This window comes from Janthinobacterium sp. P210005 (genome assembly GCF_036231865.1).
GTDB lineage: Bacteria > Pseudomonadota > Gammaproteobacteria > Burkholderiales > Burkholderiaceae_D > Janthinobacterium > Janthinobacterium kumbetense.
Genome location: NZ_JAZARC010000001.1, coordinates 1,519,557 through 1,536,867, shown reverse-complemented (window position 1 = coordinate 1,536,867; position 17,311 = coordinate 1,519,557). Strand labels below are relative to the sequence as shown.

Sequence of the window (17,311 nt, the reverse complement as noted above, 5' to 3'; positions counted from 1 at the left end):
TACTTACAGGGTGGCAGTCCAGTGGTCGAGCTGCTGCGTGGTGGCCGTCACGCCGCCGCACACGATGACGAGCACCTTGCGGTAGGGCGCCAGTTCCGGCGCCTTGCCGTAGACGGCCGCCAGTGCCGCGCCGCAGGCCGGCTCCACCACCAGGCGCTGGTCGGTGATGAAGCGCTGGCAGGCGTCGACGGCGTCCCGGTCCGACACCACCACGCTGTGCAGCAGGCGCGTCTGGCTGATGGCAAACGCCTGTGCGCAGACCTGGCGCGCGGCCAGCGACGTGGCGATGCTGCTCACGGCCGGCAGGGCCACGTGTTCGCGCGCGGCCACGGCCGCCGCCAGCGAGGCGGCGCCTTGCGTTTCCACGGCCACCAGGGCCACGTCATCCCAGCCATTGCGCTGCAAGCCTTCGGCCACGCCGGCCAGCAAGCCGCCGCCGCCCACCGACAGCACCACGGCGTCCGGCTTCAGGCCCGCGCGCGCCACTTCATCGATCATGCCCGCGTGACCCTGCCACAGCAGCGGGTCGTCGAACGGATGCAAAAAGGCGTCTTGCGGCGTGAGCATCGACTGCGCCAGCGCGTTCGCTTCCTGCCACGCGGCGCCGTGCACGATGACTTCGGCGCCTTCCTGCGCGATCAGGGCCTTGGCCCGTTCGCTGGTCGTTTCCGGCACGACGACGATGACGGGGATGCCCAACTGGCGTCCCGCATAGGCGACGGCGATGCCGGCATTGCCGCCGGAAGAGGAGATGAAACGGCTGGCGCCGCGCCGCGCGTATTCTTCGCAGGCCAGGCCGATGCCGCGGATCTTGAAGGAGCCGGGCGGCTGCAAGGCTTCGAGCTTGAGCCAGATGGCGCGTTCGCTGTGCAGGCTCAGGGCGCGCGAGTTGAGCAAGGGAGTTTCGATGTGCAGGGCCATGCGGGTTCCTGGTAAACGGTCAGGCCAGCATCATAGCCGAAGCGCCCGCGCCACCGCGTCACCCTTGCTGATACATGACTGCTGCTAGTTCAGCGGGGCGTTCTTGAGCTGGTGCGTGCGCGCCACTTCCTTCATCGCTTCGAGCAGGTCGTCGCGCAGCTGGCGCGGCAGCTTGCCGAAGAATTCCTCGTCGTTCTGGTCGGCCATCCCGGCCAGCACGGGCACCAGCGCCTCGCCTTCCGTGGTCAGTTCGATCGAATGCTGGCGGCGGTCGGCCAGCAGGATCGACTTGCTGACCATGCCCTTGCTTTCCAGGCGGTCGATCAGTTTCGATACGGCGCCCTTGCTCATGCCGGACACTTGCGCCAGCACCGTGGGCGAGGTGCAGCCCAGGCGGAACATTTCGCGCAGCACCACCCATTCGGAGACCGTCACGCCATTGGCCTCGGCTTTTTTCTGGAAGCTGTGGGAAACGTGGTTGGAGACGAAACGCAGCCAGTAACCGAGATGGGCTTCCAGCTCGCTGACGGGGACGCTGTTCGGGTGGGCGGCTTGCGGCATGGCGGCCGTTTCAAAATTATGGCTCATTTCTTTTCCTTCACTGGGCGGCGTTGCCGGCATGGTTAAGGCCTTCACGCTTGCTGTCGAGTGGTTTGTTTGGGAACAATCATCGTGCTTGAGGTATTTCTAACACTGTTTTCACAGGAAATCACTTACCGGCAAAGAGTTTTTCCTTTTTTCTTGCTCTGGATAGATAAAAAACAATATCAAGCGAATAATCGTATTGCCAGAGAGGAAGATTAAAAAAATAACTCATGTTGCATCAATGGTAACAGGATTTTTGCCGAATTGATAAATATTTCATATCATTCCGTGTGCTTGCCCACATACGACGTATTGCCCACGCGACAGTGCGAGGTTTTGATGCAGAAATGCGGCCCGCTCAGGCCAGCACCACCTTCACGCCCGCTTCGCGCAGTACTTCGGCAAAGCGGGGCGGCGGCGGCGCATCCGTAAACAGGATATCGACTTGCGCCAGGTCGGCCAGCCGCACCAGCGCCTTGCGGCCGAATTTGTGCTGGTCGGCCACCAGCCACACTTCGCGCGACTGCTCGATGATGGCTTGCGCCACCTTCACTTCGCGCGCGTCGAAGTCGCGCAGGCTGCCATCCTCGTCGATGCTGGAAATGCCGATGATGCCGATGTCGACCTTGAACTGGCGGATGAAGTCGATGGTGGCTTCGCCCACGATGCCGCGGTCGCGCCCGCGCACCACGCCGCCGGCCACGATGACTTCGCAGGCGGCGTTGTCGGCCAGGATGGCGGCCACGTTCAGGTTGTTCGTCACCACGTGCAAGCCCGTGTGCCGCCCCAGCGCGCGCGCCACTTCCTCGGTCGTCGTGCCGATATTGATCAGGAGTGAGCAGCCGTGCGGCACTTGCGCGGCGACGGCGGCGGCGATGCGCCGCTTGGCCTCGCTGTTGAACACTTGCCGCTGGCTGTAATCGATGTTTTCCACGGACGAGGGCAAGCCGACCCCGCCGTGGTAGCGGGCCAGCAGGCGCGCTTCTTCCATCTGCTTGACGTCGCGGCGCACGGTTTGCGGCGTCACGCCCAATTGCTGGGCCAGCTCTTCGACGGACATGGTGACCTTCTGGCGCACCACTTCGAGCAGGCGGCGCTGGCGGGGATTCAAAATCATGGGCTTGTCTCTTTAAAAATCAAAAACGAACAGAAACGAACAAATAGTGATGAAAATATGTTGCTATGAGTTCGCATTCTGGCGTATCTTATTCATATTGCATGCGTATTACTAGATGGTGATCTTAACGACAGTCGCCGGCGATGCCTAGTCTTTCCTCGCCGCCCTTTCCCCGACAGACACGGAGTCCCGATGGCCGCAGCACAGCAAGGTGTGGAGACAGCGATGGCATACGACGTGCTGGTGGTGGGCGGCGGCATCAATGGCGCCGGCATCGCGCGCGACGCGGCCGGACGGGGCTTGTCGGTGCTGCTGTGCGAAAAGGACGACCTGGCCGCGCACACCTCGTCCGCGTCCACCAAACTGATACACGGCGGCCTGCGCTACCTCGAATACTATGAATTCGGCCTCGTGCGCAAGGCGCTGATCGAGCGCGAAGTGCTGCTGCGCTCGGCGCCGCACATCATGTGGCCGCTGCGCTTCGTCATGCCGCACGCCAAGGGCCAGCGCCCGGCCTGGCTGATACGCGCCGGCCTGTTCCTTTACGACATGCTGGCGAAGCGGGAAATCCTGCCGGCCTCCAGCGGCATCGACCTGACCCGCCACGCGACCGGCACACCGTTAAAACCCGAGTTCAAGCGGGGCTTTGTGTATTCCGACGGCTGGGTCGACGATGCGCGCCTGGTGGTCCTGAACGCCATCGACGCGGCGGACAAGGGCGCGCAGGTGTTGACGCAGACGCGCTGCATGGCCCTGTCACGCGACGGTGCGGGCGGGGACGCTGCCTGGCTGGCCACCTTGCAGCACGCCAGCGGGCGGCAGAGCACGGTACGCGCGCGCAGCATCGTCAACGCGGCCGGGCCGTGGACGGCCGAGTTCCTGCAACAGGCCGCGCCCGGTGGACAGGGCCGGCATTTGCGCCTGATCAAGGGTAGCCATATCGTCGTCAAGCGCCTGTTCGAGCATGATCATGCTTACATCTTCCAGCATCCGGACGGGCGCATCGTGTTTGCCATTCCGTATGAGCACGATTTCACCCTGATCGGCACTACCGACCTCGACTACCACGGCGACACGGGCAAGGTGGAAATCGATGACGAGGAAATTCGTTACTTGTGCGAGCTTTCCAGTTACTATTTCAGCAAGCCAATCTCGCCGGCCGACGTGGTCTGGACGTATGCGGGCGTGCGCCCGCTGGTGGAAGACGCGGCGGCCGACGCCAAGGCTGTCACGCGCGATTACCGCTTCGAGCTGGACCAGGAAGGTGCGCCGCTGCTCAGCGTTTTCGGCGGCAAGATCACCACCTTCCGCAAGCTGGCCGAGGAAGCCATGGACATGCTGGCGCCCTTGCTGGGCAATACGTTGCCGGCCTGGACAGCCAGCGCCTGCCTGCCCGGCGGCGACGTGTTCGGCAGCACGCCGCAGAACCGGTCCGTGCGCGAGTTCGGCCAGTTCGTGCAAGGCTTGCAGCGCGAGTACGCTTGGCTGCCGGCGGCGCTGGTGGCGCGCTATGCACGCGCCTACGGCACGCGCATCCACGTGCTGCTCGCCGGGCGCAGGGACGTGGCGGCCATGGGCGAGGAAATCGCCGCCGGCCTGTACGCGGCGGAAGTCGATTATGTGCGGCGCCATGAATGGGCCGTCAGCGCGGCCGACATCCTGTGGCGGCGCTCCAAGCTGGGCCTGCACCTGCCGCGCGATACAGCGGACACGCTCGACGCCTGGCTGTTGCAGCATCCTTTGTCATAAGCAGCACCCTTTGCCGTAAGCAGCACACGTTGGCGACCGCGCCCCGCAGAGGGTGCGGCGAAGAACAAGAAACCATCACTGGAGGAGAAGCGCGTGCAACTGGTACTGGACAAGATCAGCAGGAAGCAGGGGGCTGACGACTTTTTATATCCGATGTCGCTGGCCCTCGTGCCGGGTGCCATCAACGTCTTGCTGGGCACCACGCGTGCCGGCAAGACGACCCTGATGCGCGTGATGGCGGGCCTGGACAAGCCCAGCGGGGGCACGGTGACGGCCGATGGCGTCGACGTGACGGGCGTGCCCGTCAGCAAACGCAACCTGGCCATGGTGTATCAGCAATTCATCAACTATCCGGCCTTCACCGTCTACGACAATATCGCTTCGCCTTTGCGCTTGCGCAAGGAACCCGAGGAACAGATCCGCACGAAAGTGCTGGCGCTGGCCGAGCGCCTGCACATCACGCCGTATCTGCAGCGCACGCCCGGAGAATTGTCCGGCGGCCAGCAGCAGCGCACGGCGCTGGGGCGCGCGCTGATCAAGGATGCGTCGCTGCTGCTGCTCGACGAACCATTGGTCAACCTCGACTATAAATTGCGCGAGGAATTGCGCCGCGAATTGACGGAACTGTTTTCCGGCGGCAGCACGACGGTCGTGTACGCCACCACGGAACCGCTGGAAGCGCTGCAGCTGGGCGGCCACGTGGCCGTGCTGCACGAGGGCCGCCTGCTGCAGCAGGGACCGACCCTGGACGTGTTCAACGCCCCCAATTCCATCGACGTGGCGCGCACCTTCAGCGATCCGCCCATCAACCTGATCCCCGCGCGCGTGGATGCGCACGGCGTGGCGCAGGCGGCCGACGGCCTGTCGATCCACCTGAGCGGCGCGCAGCGCGCCCGCCTGGGCGACAGCACGGAGGTGATCCTCGGCGTGCGCGCGCACAGCCTGCATCTGTCGCCCCAGTCCGATGGCGACGTGCCCATCGCGGCGCAGGTGGACCTGGCGGAAATCAGCGGCTCGGAAACCTATGTGCATGCGCGCCGCGGCGAGCTGGCCCTGGTGGCGCAGCTGGGCGGCGTGCACAACCTGGAGATCGGCAGCGCCTGCACCGTGTATTGCCAGCCGCACGCCTTGCTGATCTTCGCGCAAGACGGCGGGCTGCTGTTTGCTCCAGAACAAGGAGGAGCTTGACATGGCGCGCATCGAACTGGTCGACCTGGCGCACGCCTACAAACCGAACCCGACGGCGCCAAGCGACTATGCGCTGCGGCCCATGAGCATGGAATGGCATGACGGCGGCGCGTATGCCTTGCTGGGGCCGTCCGGCTGCGGTAAGACGACCTTGCTCAATATCATCTCCGGCCTCGTGAAACCGTCGCATGGCAAGGTGCTGTTCGACGGCAAGGATGTGACGCAGCTGCCCACGGAAGCACGCAACATCGCGCAAGTGTTCCAGTTTCCCGTCATCTACGACACCATGACCGTGCACGACAATTTGGCGTTTCCGTTGCGCAATCGCGGCTGGAAAGAGACGGAAGTCAAGAAGCGCGTGCAGCAGGTGGCGCAGATGCTGGAATTGACGGGCGACTTGAAATTGCGCGCCAGCGGCTTGTCCGTGGACGCCAAGCAAAAGATTTCGCTGGGCCGGGGTCTCGTGCGCCCGGACGTGGCGGCCGTGCTGTTCGACGAACCGCTGACGGTGATCGATCCGCACCTGAAATGGCTGCTGCGCCGGAAACTCAAGGAAATCCACCACGAACTGAAGTTATCCTTGATCTACGTCACGCACGACCAGGTGGAAGCCTTGACCTTTGCCGACCAGGTGGTCGTCATGACGCAGGGCGAAGTGGTGCAGACGGGCAGCGCGCAAGCGCTGTTCGAGGAACCGGAACACACGTTTGTCGGCTATTTCATCGGTAATCCGGGCATGAATTTGCTCGATTGCACCTTGGACGATGGCGGCGTGCGCGTGGCGGGGCAGGCGCTGGCCGTGTCCGCTGCCGCGCGCGCGGCGCTGTTGGGTGCGCAAGGGAAAATCACGGTGGGCGTGCGGCCGGAATTCGTCGAGTGCGTCAAGGCGTATCCGGGAGAAGAGGGGGGCGACCATTGCCTGGACGCCACTGTCACGGCCGTGCGCAACATGGGTACGCATTACCTGGCGGAATTCCAGCTGGGCGGCGCGACGGTGGCGGCCAAGCTGCGCGCCATCGATGCAGCAGCGGGTGATGCCGTGCGGCTGCGCTTCCCACCGCAACGTACCTTGTTCTATGTCAACGATAAGCGGGTGGCCTGATGATACATAACGGTAAAACCGATAACAACCGCCGCGCCTGGCTTTTGATCTTGCCCGTGCTGCTGTGCGTGGCCTTTTCCGCCATCCTGCCGCTGATGACGGTGGTGAACTATTCCGTGCAGGATATTCTGAGCCCCACGCAAAAGGTCTTCGTGGGCACGGAGTGGTTCCGCATGGTCATGTTGGACGGCGACTTGCACAGCGCCTTGCTGCGCCAGCTGCTGTTTTCCGGCTCCGTGCTGGCGATCCAGATTCCGCTGGGCATCTTGATTGCCCTGTGCATGCCGGCCGATGGCTGGAAGGCGTCGCTGGCGCTGGTGCTGATCGCGCTGCCCTTGCTGATTCCCTGGAACGTGGTGGGCACCATCTGGCAAATCTTCGGCCGCGGCGACATCGGCCTGATGGGCTACAGCCTGAACCAGCTGGGCTTTGACTACAATTACAACGGCAATTCGCTCGACGCGTGGCTGACGGTGATGGTGATGGATATCTGGCACTGGACGCCGCTGGTCGTGCTGCTGTGCTATGCGGGCTTGCGCGCCATTCCCGACGCGTATTACCAGGCGGCCCGCATCGACGGCGCTTCGCGCCTGGCCGTGTTCCGCTACATCCAGCTGCCGAAACTGCGCAATGTGCTGATGATCGCCGTCTTGCTGCGCTTCATGGACAGTTTCATGATCTACACGGAACCGTTCGTGCTGACGGGCGGCGGTCCCGGCAATGCGACCACCTTTTTGTCGCAGTACCTGACGCAAAAGGCCGTGGGCCAGTTCGACCTGGGGCCGGCGTCCGCGTTTTCATTGATTTACTTCCTGATCATCCTGCTGTTCTGCTTTGTGCTGTACACGTGGATGCAGCGCGTTGGCACGGGAGACCAGAAATGATGCACAAGAAAATGAGCAGCGCCATCCTGATCGTCTTCCTGCTGGGCTCCCTGCTGCCCATCTACTGGATGCTCAATATGTCGCTCAAGACCAACGAGGAAATCGTCGGCGTGCTGAGCCTGTGGCCCCAGCAATTGACGTTCGCCAACTACCACACGATTTTTACGGACCGTTCCTGGTACAGCGGCTACATCAATTCCATGATTTACGTGGCCTTGAACATGGTCATGTCCGTCACGGTGGCCTTGCCGGCAGCGTATGCTTTCTCGCGTTACAACTTTGTGGGCGACAAGCATTTGTTCTTCTGGCTCTTGACCAACCGCATGACGCCGCCCGCCGTCTTCCTCGTGCCGTTCTTCCAGCTGTATTCGACGGTGGGCCTGATGGATACGCATCTGGCCGTGGCGCTGGCGCACATGGTCTTCAACGTGCCGCTGGCCGTGTGGATACTGGAAGGCTTCATGTCCGGCGTGCCGAAGGAAATCGACGAGACGGCGTATATCGACGGCTACAGCTTTCCCCGCTTCTTCATCCGCATCTTCTTGCCGATGATCAAGTCTGGCGTGGGCGTGACGGCGTTCTTCTGTTTCATGTTCAGCTGGGTGGAACTGTTATTGGCGCGCACCTTGACCTCCGTCAATGCCAAGCCGATCGCCGCCACCATGACGCGCACCGTGTCGGCGGCCGGCATGGACTGGGGCGTGCTGGCGGCGGCGGGCGTGCTGACCATCGTGCCCGGCGCGCTGGTGATCTGGTTCGTGCGGCATTACATAGCCAAGGGTTTCGCGATGGGGAGGGTGTGACATGGAAAATACCGATAGCACAGCCAGCCTGTTCGGCTGGATGGCCTGGACGCCGGAAGTGGCCATCTTCTTCATTTGCATCGGCTTGATGCTGGCCGGCATGACGGTGTGGCAAATCCGTTCGCCCAGCATCGAACGAAAAGGTTTCCTGCCGATGCCGACGACGCGCGGCGACCGTTTGTTCATCGGGCTGTTGACGGCTGCGTATGTCAATCTGGCGTGGGCGGGGTTCACGGAAATGCAGCAAGCCATCGGGGCTGGCATCAGTTTTGTAGTGTTGTTGGTGGTAATGCGTTGGGGATAAGTCGTAGATGAGAATACCGGCCCGCCACCGCAGGCCGGATGACAACTAAAAAGGAGATTCACGATGAAATTGAAGTTCACGGTCTTCGCGGCTGCGGCCATGCTCGTGTCGAATGCGGCCCTGGCGGACGCCAAGCAGGCGCAAACCTGGATCGACAAGGAATTCCAGCCATCCAGCCTGAGCAAGCAGCAACAGCTTGCTGAAATGAAATGGTTCATCGATGCGGCGGCCAAGCTGAAGGCCAAGGGCATCAAGGAAATTTCCGTGGTCTCGGAAACCATCGACACCCACGTCTACGAATCGAAGACCCTGGCCAAGGCCTTCGAGGAAATCACGGGCATCAAGGTGCGCCACGACATCATCCAGGAAGGCGACGTGGTGGAAAAGCTGCAAACGTCCATGCAGTCCGGCAAGAGCATCTATGACGGCTGGATTTCCGATTCCGACCTGATCGGCACCCACTACCGCTATGGCGCCGTGGAACCCTTGTCCGACTACATGGCCGCCAAGGGCAAGGAATTCACGAATCCCGGCCTGGACTTGAAAGATTTCATCGGCATCAGCTTTACGACGGCGCCCGACGGCAAGGTGTATCAATTGCCCGACCAGCAATTTGCCAACCTGTACTGGTTCCGCGCCGACTGGTTCGCGCGCAAGGATTTGCAAGCCAAGTTCAAGGCCAAGTACGGCTACGAGCTGGGCGTGCCGCAAAACTGGTCCGCGTACGAAGACATCGCCGATTTCTTCACGAATGACGTGAAGGAGCTGGACGGCAAAAAAGTCTATGGCCACATGGATTACGGCAAGAAAGATCCTTCGCTGGGCTGGCGCTTCACGGATGCGTGGCTGTCGATGGCTGGCGCGGCCGACAAGGGCATTCCGAACGGCATGCCGGTCGACGAGTGGGGCATCAAGGTGGCGGCCGACAAGTGCACGCCCGTGGGCGCTTCGATGTCGCGCGGCGGCGCCACCAATTCGCCGGCCGCCGTCTTTGCGCTGACGAAATACATCGACTGGATGAAGAAATACGCGCCGCCGCAGGCGAACGGCATGAATTTCTCGGAATCGGGCCCCGTGCCGGCGCAGGGTGAAATCGCCCAGCAAATCTTCTGGTACACGGCGTTTACGGCCGGCATGACGAAACCGGGCTTGCCAGTGGTGAACAAGGACGGCACGCCGAAATGGCGCATGGCGCCGTCGCCGCACGGCCCGTACTGGAAAGAGGGCATGCAGAACGGCTACCAGGACGTCGGTTCCTGGTTCCTGTTCAAGTCCACGCCGGACGACCGCAAGGCGGCCGCCTGGCTGTACGCGCAATTCGTCACCTCGAAAACCGTGTCGCTGAAGAAATCCATCGTCGGCCTGACGTTTATTCGCGATTCCGACATCCGCCACGATTATTTTACGAAACACGCGAACGAATACGGCGGCCTGATCGAGTTCTACCGCAGTCCCGCCCGCGTGGCGTGGACGCCGACCGGCAACAACGTGCCCGACTATCCGAAGCTGGCGCAGTTGTGGTGGAAGAACGTGGCCACGGCGATTACGGCGGAAAAAACGCCGCAAGCCGCCATGGATAACCTGGCCGAGGAAATGGACCAGGTCATGGCGCGATTGCAGCGGGCCGGCATGAAGGCGTGCGCACCCAAGCTCAATCCGAAGGTTGATCCGAATCAGTATCTGTCGGACCAGCATGCCCCATGGAAAAAGCTGGCGAATGAAAAGCCGAAGGGTGAAACGATTGCCTACGATAAATTATTGCAGGCTTGGAAAGAAGGCAAGGTAAGGTAGTCGTGTAAGCTTCTGCCGGGGCTGTCCCGAGGGCACGGAGCGAATCGGCTCCGTGCCTGTTTTTACCCGATTTTCGCACCACCAGACAATGACCAAATACATACTTGCTTTAGATCAGGGCACCACCAGTTCGCGCGCCATCCTGTTCGACCATGCGGGCCGGCCGCACGCCAGCGCGCAGCGCGAGTTTCGCCAGATTTTTCCCCAGCCGGGCTGGGTCGAGCATGACGCGAACGACATCTGGGCTTCGCAAGAGGGCGTGCTGCAGCAAGTGTTGCGCGACAGCGGCGTGGCCGCATCCGACGTGGCCGCCATTGGCGTGACCAACCAGCGCGAAACGACGGTGCTGTGGGACCGCGCCACGGGCGCGCCCGTCGCCAACGCCATCGTCTGGCAAGACCGCAGAAACGCCGCTTACTGCGAGCAACTGGTCGAGCTGGGCCAGGCAGACGTGATCCAGCGCAAGACGGGACTCGTGCTGGACGCGTATTTTTCCGCCACCAAGTTGAAATGGCTGCTCGACAACGTTCCCGGCGCCCGCGCGCGCGCGGAACGGGGAGAGCTGGCCTTCGGCACCGTCGACAGCTGGCTGATCTACAAGATGAGCGGCGCCCACTTGACGGACACGAGCAACGCGGCGCGCACCATGCTGTTCAATATCCATACCTTGCAGTGGGATACGGACTTGCTGGCGCTGCTCGACATTCCCGCCTCCCTGCTGCCCGACGTCGTGCCATCGAGCGGCGTGGCGGCGCACACGCATGCCAGCTTGCTGGGCGTGTCCGTGCCGATTGCCGGCATCGCTGGCGACCAGCAGGCGGCCACGTTCGGCCAGGCATGCCTGAAGCCGGGCATGGCAAAGAATACCTACGGCACGGGTTGCTTCATGCTGATGAACGTGGGCAAGCGCCCCTTGCCTTCGAAAAACCGGTTGTTGACGACGGTGGGCTGGAGCCTGGGCGCGGGCAGCGACCAGACCGATTATTTGCTCGAAGGCAGCGCCTTTATCGCGGGCGCGGCCGTGCAATGGATGCGCGACGGCATCGGCATCATCCGCGACTCGTCCGAAGTGGAAGCCTTGGCCACCAGCGTGCCCGATTCGGGCGGCCTCGTCTTCGTGCCCGCGTTCGCGGGCCTGGGCGCGCCGTACTGGGACCCGTATGCGCGCGGCACCCTGATCGGCATCACGCGCGGCACGGGCAAGGCGCACATCGCGCGCGCGGCGCTCGAAGGCGTGGCGTACCAGAACGTGGATGTGCTGTCCGCGATGCAGGACGACGCGGGCATCGCGCTATCCGAGCTGCGCGTCGACGGCGGCGCGGCCCGCAACGACATGCTGATGCAGTTCCAGGCCGACATCTTGAATGTGCCCGTGGTGCGTCCCGTGGTGACGGAAACGACGGCCCTGGGCGCCGCCTACCTGGCGGGCCTGGCCGTGGGTTTCTGGGACTCGCAGGAAGAAATCGCCGCCCAGTGGCAGGTGGGGCGTCGCTTCGAACCGGCCATGGCGGCCGACGAGCGCCTGACGCGCTTGCATAAATGGCAGCGCGCCGTCGAACGGTCGCGCGACTGGAGCGAGTGATTAACGGGAATTTTCCCTTTCGCCGAGCTGTTCATCGCGTGCAGCGTCCGTCAGCATGGCAATAATCTGAGCGAACTCCTGTTTTGATCCAATGCTGCGTCGATATTGTGTTGCCATCACATTCCGGAAACCAGGCAGATCAATCAGAATTTTCTTTGCCAGTTCCAACGGTGTTTGATGAAAAGAGTTTTCCATTGCTGCCAAGTGTGCGTGATGTTCCATCACAAGGGCTACGATGTCGGCGTAGCCCATACGCACGGCCGTATGGAACGCGGTGTTCGCCTCATCGTAAGTTCCCTTGGATGTGTCCGCCTGATGTGTCAACAGCGTGGAAACACAGTTTTTTGACCGCGCAGTAACCGCGGCATGCAAGGCGGTGCGCCCCAGATAATCCTGGGCATTCACATCGGCGCCGGCAGTCAGGAACGCCAGCATCAGTTGTTCATCGCTTGCGTCGGCCACCATCATCAAGGGCGTTTGTCCTTTGAAGTCTGCAATGTTGACCTGTTTGGGCCAGGCTTCAGCCAGCAGATGAATGGCGTGGCGCCAATGGGCCACGAGCTTTTCGACCTTGCTTATTTCCCCTAGTAGATCGGACGAGGCTGCGGCACGCAGTATGGGCAGCTGTTTTGCAAGATCACCCTGTAGCTTCAGCCATGCCATGAGCACGGAGTTACTCCGCACCTCACGAATAGTGCCTTGCCTGAAGGTTTTTGCATGGTGTTTCATCCAGACCTTCAGGGCATCCCAGCGGCCTTCGATGATGATAGGAAGAGCCTCTTGGATGAATGCCTGCGATTGATTTTTTGATAATGGCTGCACTCTTTCCGTTCCGGAGTAGGGTTGGTAGAGTTTGTCCCAGAAGTAGTCGGAAACGCATATGGCGGTGTCTTCCAGTGATGTCACCTGATTCTGAAACATGCCATAGGCAAGCATATTGCGATGGTATTTTTCGTGGTTGCCAGGAATTAAACCCAGATTGGCAACCTCGATGGCAAACGCATCCCTGGCGACTTCACCGCGCAGAGTGCCAAAATTTCCGTCGTTGCAAGCGTCGAGAGCCGCCCGCATCAGCTTTGCCGCGTCGTCGAACGCATTTTGCGCCAACAAGTGTTTGGCGCGGTATTGCAGCAAGGGCGCCTTCCATGTCGCATAACCAGCGCTGGCTTCTGCTCCAGCAAGTAGTGCTTCCACCCTTTGCTGCATGTCGTTTGACTTGCTTGTATGGCGGCAATTCAAAAGCTCGCCCAGTTCCATGACGCTGGCGCCAACTATTTCGGCAGGCGTTGCAGCCAATTCCCGCAACCGTTGAATCGCCAGCAATCTGGTTTTCACGGGCAAAGAAGTCGATTGCGCAACGTGGCTGACGACGGCATAGCTAGCTTCACCCAGGAGCGTCCGCCACGGAGAGGCGGTACGAACTCGTTCCAGCAAGCGCTGTAATCGGATGTTCTCTTCATATTCTTCCTTTATTCGCCGGCATTTGCTTGCTATAAGGGGTGTGGCAGTGTGCATATCGAGCGCTACGAGGTCTTGCAGAGCATCGCCTTCAGCGAGTTTCGCGAACCGGCGCGTCAGCAGTTCGGCCACGGGGAGATGGGATTCATTTTTAATGGAAGGCAAGATTGAGAGAAAGATATCCGCCTTATCCCAGGGCGCCAGTCGTGACTCGAACAGGATGTCTTCCTCCTCACGCGTGTCGGAATTTTTCCAGGCATCAATGGTCAGGTTGTAGATGGTGCCGAAGATGCCCGTCAACTGCAGCAGCTTGTTTTGAGACGGGTCTGTACAAGTTGCCTGTACCCCCGGACAGAGGAACTTCAGTAATCTGATGTATCCATCCTGCACCATGCGGGCGACACGTAATCGTTGCCGTATCATGGCCATGCTTGGTCTTGCATAGCGTGTCAACAGTGCCTGTACGAAAATCTGCTTTTCGTCATCGGTGGCGGATTTATCCATGACAGCTTCAAGCCGTCCGGGCTGCGTCATCGGAATCTGATCGCGCAGGTCGTCTGCAGATAAATCCCTGGATTGAACGAAGGCGAGAGCAGCGTCAAATTTCACTTGCTCAGCAAGGTCTTCTGCAAGTTCAAATACGCCTTCAAACACCAGTTTGGCGCCGTCCGAGAAGTAATCATTAATCGAATTGACGCGAGGGAGGGATGCATTTTTCCAGTTGTACAAGTTCCTGACGATAGAGTCCTTGTCGGTATTGCCGGCACTAGGCGATCCTGCCCCGACGCCTGCTTTGCCGATGGAACTGTCCAGCAGATCGATGAGCCAGTCGACAACGTGTGGCACAGGCAGTTCCATTGTTCCCGTGGTGACATTCACGTGAGGCAAGAACCAGAATGCTCCGCCTGGCATTCCCTTGTCGAACGCGCCGTCGAGATTCCAGAACGCGATTCTGCGGGCCAGGTTTGGAACATAGCAGTATCCGAGAAGATGCCATACGACCTGACGCTGGTCTGCATTCGAGGTCCATGTGTTGAGTTCAACAGCCTTGTGGTATCCCTCCCATTCGCTCATTCCCCGGACCGCATCGCGGCATGCTGCCGCATCCATACCCAGGCTATTAAAGATGGCGCCGCAAACGTCAGCCGCCATCTCCTGATGGTTTTTGTTACGCATGCCGAGATTGGCGAATTTGTCCTTGACCTTGCTTGAATAGGGAACTAAATCAAGACTTTGATGAATTTCAAGTAACAGCGCTTCGAAGGTAGGAATGGTTGCCATTGTTTTTCAGCTTTCATTGGTTTGATTGCAACAATGGTCACACAGCGTTCGTGCCAGTGTCACGGAAACTTCTCGTCCCCCCCCCCCCCATCCCCGCATGGATATTTGCGATAAATGTCAAATCCAGAGGGGAGGGGATGGGCTTTTTCATGGATTTTTAGTAACTTCTTGGGCAAAGTGAGGGCCTATCAAACAACCGGAGTGTGCCGTGAGTCTTCCCCCCAGCATGTGTGTACGCGAACTCGTCGTCAATTGGCATGTTACCGAAGTGTGTAATTATGGCTGCCGCTATTGCTATGCAAAGTGGGAGGATGGCGGTTCGACGCAGGAATTGATACACGACAGTAGTGCTGTCAAGGCATTGGTCGAGGAGGTCGGACGTTTCTTTAAACCTGGCAATTCGAACAATCCGCTGTGGCCGGGCATGCGCTGGGCATCGCTGCGATTGAATCTGGCTGGCGGGGAACCTCTGCTGTATGCGGAAAAAGCGCTGGACGTCATCCTGCATGCCCGGCGATTGGGTCTTGAGACCTCCGTTATCAGTAATGGCAGTCGTCTGACGCCTGCCTTGATGCAAGCGCTGGCCCCCCATCTCGCCATATTGGGGCTGAGCCTGGACTCATCGGAAGAGAAGACCAATCTGGGCATCGGACGAGTTGATCGCCAGTTGCGCACGCTGTCGATGCCTGAGTTGGTTGACATGATTGCTTTGGGCAGGCAGATCAATCCACGGCTTCGGCTAAAGATCAATACTGTCGTCAACGCATTGAACTGGCAGGAGGACATGAGCAAGTTGATTGGCCGTTTGGCGCCGGAGAAATGGAAAATCCTTCGCATGCTGCCCAAAATTACGGATGACCTGTCCTTGTCTGACGCGCAGTTTGACACCTTCGTCCGGCGCCATGCCAACCTCGACCATGGCGTCCGAGTGGAGGATAACGCCGACATGACCGAATCCTACTTAATGATTGATCCATATGGCCGTTTCTTCCAGAACAAACCTGGGGAAAAAGGATACCGATACAGCGACGCCATTCTCGATGTCGGTGCCGCCCGGGCCTTTTCTCAGGTCAATGTGTCGACAAGGAAGTTCTGCTCCCGCTATGCAGGCGAATTGGGCGAGCTGCAGGCATGAAATGGAGGCCGGCCTGTCCTTGCGCAGTACTTACTCTGGTGCAGGGGGGATGAACGCCCTGGTTGGCCATGCCGGCCACCAAAGGCGCCTGGGGGCAGGCAGGACTCCATCTCAAGAATGCGGTAGTGCTTATTTATGGCCGCGCGAAATACACGGCATAGCCCACCGTTTCGCGCGGCACGGAATACAGGTCGCGCAGCTCGAAATAGGGCGCATGCACCTGGCCGCTGACGGCGATGCCGCTGCGCTCCAAAGCCAGGCGGAAGCGGGGCACGTGGAAATATTGTGTGGCGACCATGGCCGTGCGCCAGCCGTGCTCGCGCATCAGGATTGCTGTGTTGCGGGCCGTGGCCTCCGTGGTCCAGCCTTGATTATCCTCAAGGATGGCGCTGGACGGCACGCCGCGCGACTGCAGGTAGCGGGCCATCGATGCGGCCTCGTCAAAACCTTCCTTGCCCGTGGCCCCGCTGACGAGGATGCGCGGCGCCCGGTGTGCCTGGAATTGCTGGAGCGCCACGTCGAGCCTGGCCTGCAGGCGGGGGCTGGGTGTGCCGTCGGGCAGGATCGTATTGCCGGGCACGACGATCACGTCGGCGGGCGCCAGCTTGTCGTTGAGTCCGGCCAGCAGCAGGGCGGCGGTGGCCAGCAGGAACACGCCAACAGCGCTTGAACCAAGCACAGTTATTTTTCGCATAGAGCATCATCAAGTAAGGAATGGACGCATGATACCCGTCCATTCCCGCCAGCGTCAGTTCGCCTGCGCCTTGCGCGCGCGCTGGTTCGACAGATAAATATTGTCCTTTTCCAGCGGCTTGCCTTCGCGCACGGCAGCGAGCCATTCCTGCGTGCTGACGACGGCGGCGAAATTCGAGTGGAACACGGCGCTGAAGACGCGGTGGATTTCCTCGGCGCTGGCCGTGCCGCCCGCGTTGGCGTAGGGCAGGGTGCCCGTGGCGTCCTGCAGGAACTCGACTTGCAAGCCGTCGTGCGCGGCGTGGAAGATCGTGGCGGCGTCGCAATTGTGCGTCATGTAGCCGACCACCGTCAGGGTGTCGATGCCGTGGCTGGCCAGCCAGGCTTGCAAGCCCGTGCCCGCGAAGGCGCTGCCCATGACCTTGTTGATGCGGTGGTCGGCGGCAAAGGCGGCCACTTGCGGATGCAGCTGCCAGCCGTCGCTGCCCTTGGCAAAGATGGGGGAGGCTTCCGGCGCATCGTGCTGGACGACGATCACGGGCACGCCGGCGGCGCGGGCGGCAGCCATGGCCATGACGATGTTGGGCAGGGAAATATCGACGGACGGATATTCGATGGGCATGTCGCCCGTAAAGTATTCATTTTGCACGTCGATGACGAGCAGGGCGCGGCGCGGGGTGGTGGTCATGGGTTCTCCTGGCATAGTTGAAAGAGGAAG

15 protein-coding genes are annotated in these 17,311 nt (G+C 60.8%); 9 read left to right on the top strand and 6 right to left on the bottom strand.

The window, feature by feature from the left end; all coding sequences use genetic code 11:
- Positions 1 to 3 precede the first annotated feature (3 nt).
- The 3 genes from VPH40_RS06760 to VPH40_RS06750 form a co-directional block, all read right to left on the bottom strand.
- Positions 4 to 921 (bottom strand): pyridoxal-phosphate dependent enzyme, encoded by a 918-nt coding sequence (locus VPH40_RS06760; protein WP_328573048.1) that lies wholly within the window; start codon positions 919 to 921, stop codon positions 4 to 6.
- A gap of 84 nt (positions 922 to 1,005) precedes the next feature.
- On the bottom strand, positions 1,006 to 1,509 hold the full coding sequence (locus VPH40_RS06755) for a MarR family winged helix-turn-helix transcriptional regulator (protein ID WP_077406479.1): 504 nt from the start codon (positions 1,507 to 1,509) through the stop codon (positions 1,006 to 1,008).
- 355 nt (positions 1,510 to 1,864) lie between these two features.
- The gene (locus VPH40_RS06750) at positions 1,865 to 2,623 is read right to left on the bottom strand and encodes a DeoR/GlpR family DNA-binding transcription regulator (RefSeq protein WP_180278743.1); all 759 of its coding nucleotides are present in this window, start codon (positions 2,621 to 2,623) and stop codon (positions 1,865 to 1,867) included.
- Positions 2,624 to 2,848: 225 nt separating this feature from the next.
- Here VPH40_RS06750 and glpD point away from each other — a divergent pair, with 225 nt between their 5' ends.
- The 8 genes from glpD (at position 2,849) to glpK (ending at position 12,026) form a co-directional block, all read left to right on the top strand.
- Positions 2,849 to 4,372 (top strand): glycerol-3-phosphate dehydrogenase, encoded by a 1,524-nt coding sequence (glpD, locus tag VPH40_RS06745; RefSeq protein WP_328573047.1) that lies wholly within the window; start codon positions 2,849 to 2,851, stop codon positions 4,370 to 4,372.
- 93 nt (positions 4,373 to 4,465) lie between these two features.
- Positions 4,466 to 5,560 carry an ABC transporter ATP-binding protein gene (locus tag VPH40_RS06740; RefSeq protein WP_328573046.1) on the top strand — a complete coding sequence of 365 codons (1,095 nt, stop codon included), beginning with the start codon at positions 4,466 to 4,468 and terminating at the stop codon, positions 5,558 to 5,560.
- Position 5,561: 1 nt separating this feature from the next.
- Positions 5,562 to 6,662, top strand: coding sequence for an ABC transporter ATP-binding protein (locus VPH40_RS06735; protein ID WP_328573045.1), 1,101 nt, complete (start codon positions 5,562 to 5,564; stop codon positions 6,660 to 6,662).
- Complete coding sequence (locus VPH40_RS06730) at positions 6,662 to 7,546, top strand: carbohydrate ABC transporter permease (protein ID WP_099667330.1); 885 nt, start codon at positions 6,662 to 6,664, stop codon at positions 7,544 to 7,546. The genes VPH40_RS06735 and VPH40_RS06730 overlap by 1 nt, the downstream gene beginning before the upstream one ends.
- Positions 7,543 to 8,349 (top strand): carbohydrate ABC transporter permease, encoded by an 807-nt coding sequence (locus tag VPH40_RS06725; RefSeq protein WP_099667331.1) that lies wholly within the window; start codon positions 7,543 to 7,545, stop codon positions 8,347 to 8,349. The genes VPH40_RS06730 and VPH40_RS06725 overlap by 4 nt, the downstream gene beginning before the upstream one ends.
- 1 nt (position 8,350) lies before the next feature.
- Positions 8,351 to 8,653 carry a DUF2160 domain-containing protein gene (locus VPH40_RS06720; protein ID WP_369811512.1) on the top strand — a complete coding sequence of 101 codons (303 nt, stop codon included), beginning with the start codon at positions 8,351 to 8,353 and terminating at the stop codon, positions 8,651 to 8,653.
- Between the two features lie 63 nt (positions 8,654 to 8,716).
- The gene (locus VPH40_RS06715) at positions 8,717 to 10,444 is read left to right on the top strand and encodes an ABC transporter substrate-binding protein (RefSeq protein WP_034779106.1); all 1,728 of its coding nucleotides are present in this window, start codon (positions 8,717 to 8,719) and stop codon (positions 10,442 to 10,444) included.
- A gap of 88 nt (positions 10,445 to 10,532) precedes the next feature.
- On the top strand, positions 10,533 to 12,026 hold the full coding sequence (glpK, locus tag VPH40_RS06710; RefSeq protein WP_328573044.1) for a glycerol kinase GlpK: 1,494 nt from the start codon (positions 10,533 to 10,535) through the stop codon (positions 12,024 to 12,026).
- Here the strand turns inward: glpK and VPH40_RS06705 are convergent, their stop codons facing one another.
- Positions 12,027 to 14,765: an ankyrin repeat domain-containing protein gene (locus tag VPH40_RS06705; protein ID WP_328573043.1), complete on the bottom strand. Its 2,739-nt coding sequence runs from the start codon at positions 14,763 to 14,765 to the stop codon at positions 12,027 to 12,029. It lies immediately after the preceding gene.
- A gap of 208 nt (positions 14,766 to 14,973) precedes the next feature.
- On the opposite strand from VPH40_RS06705, the gene VPH40_RS06700 reads away from it, so the two are divergent.
- Positions 14,974 to 15,900 carry a viperin family antiviral radical SAM protein gene (locus tag VPH40_RS06700; RefSeq protein WP_328573042.1) on the top strand — a complete coding sequence of 309 codons (927 nt, stop codon included), beginning with the start codon at positions 14,974 to 14,976 and terminating at the stop codon, positions 15,898 to 15,900.
- A gap of 133 nt (positions 15,901 to 16,033) precedes the next feature.
- Here the strand turns inward: VPH40_RS06700 and VPH40_RS06695 are convergent, their stop codons facing one another.
- The gene (locus VPH40_RS06695) at positions 16,034 to 16,579 is read right to left on the bottom strand and encodes a YdcF family protein (protein WP_328573041.1); all 546 of its coding nucleotides are present in this window, start codon (positions 16,577 to 16,579) and stop codon (positions 16,034 to 16,036) included.
- Positions 16,580 to 16,648: 69 nt separating this feature from the next.
- The gene (locus VPH40_RS06690) at positions 16,649 to 17,281 is read right to left on the bottom strand and encodes a cysteine hydrolase family protein (protein WP_328573040.1); all 633 of its coding nucleotides are present in this window, start codon (positions 17,279 to 17,281) and stop codon (positions 16,649 to 16,651) included.
- Between the last annotated feature and the right edge of the window lie 30 nt (positions 17,282 to 17,311).

What these genes read in the sequence shown, in the direction of transcription:
- VPH40_RS06760 (WP_328573048.1), bottom strand. Translation starts at nt 921, where the DNA reads ATGGCCCTGCACATCGAAACTCCCTTGCTCAACTCGCGCGCCCTGAGC.
- VPH40_RS06755 (WP_077406479.1), bottom strand. Translation starts at nt 1,509, where the DNA reads ATGAGCCATAATTTTGAAACGGCCGCCATGCCGCAAGCCGCCCACCCG.
- VPH40_RS06750 (WP_180278743.1), bottom strand. Translation starts at nt 2,623, where the DNA reads ATGATTTTGAATCCCCGCCAGCGCCGCCTGCTCGAAGTGGTGCGCCAG.
- glpD (WP_328573047.1), top strand. Translation starts at nt 2,849, where the DNA reads ATGGCATACGACGTGCTGGTGGTGGGCGGCGGCATCAATGGCGCCGGC.
- VPH40_RS06735 (WP_328573045.1), top strand. Translation starts at nt 5,562, where the DNA reads ATGGCGCGCATCGAACTGGTCGACCTGGCGCACGCCTACAAACCGAAC.
- VPH40_RS06730 (WP_099667330.1), top strand. Translation starts at nt 6,662, where the DNA reads ATGATACATAACGGTAAAACCGATAACAACCGCCGCGCCTGGCTTTTG.
- VPH40_RS06725 (WP_099667331.1), top strand. Translation starts at nt 7,543, where the DNA reads ATGATGCACAAGAAAATGAGCAGCGCCATCCTGATCGTCTTCCTGCTG.
- VPH40_RS06720 (WP_369811512.1), top strand. Translation starts at nt 8,351, where the DNA reads ATGGAAAATACCGATAGCACAGCCAGCCTGTTCGGCTGGATGGCCTGG.
- VPH40_RS06715 (WP_034779106.1), top strand. Translation starts at nt 8,717, where the DNA reads ATGAAATTGAAGTTCACGGTCTTCGCGGCTGCGGCCATGCTCGTGTCG.
- glpK (WP_328573044.1), top strand. Translation starts at nt 10,533, where the DNA reads ATGACCAAATACATACTTGCTTTAGATCAGGGCACCACCAGTTCGCGC.
- VPH40_RS06705 (WP_328573043.1), bottom strand. Translation starts at nt 14,765, where the DNA reads ATGGCAACCATTCCTACCTTCGAAGCGCTGTTACTTGAAATTCATCAA.
- VPH40_RS06690 (WP_328573040.1), bottom strand. Translation starts at nt 17,281, where the DNA reads ATGACCACCACCCCGCGCCGCGCCCTGCTCGTCATCGACGTGCAAAAT.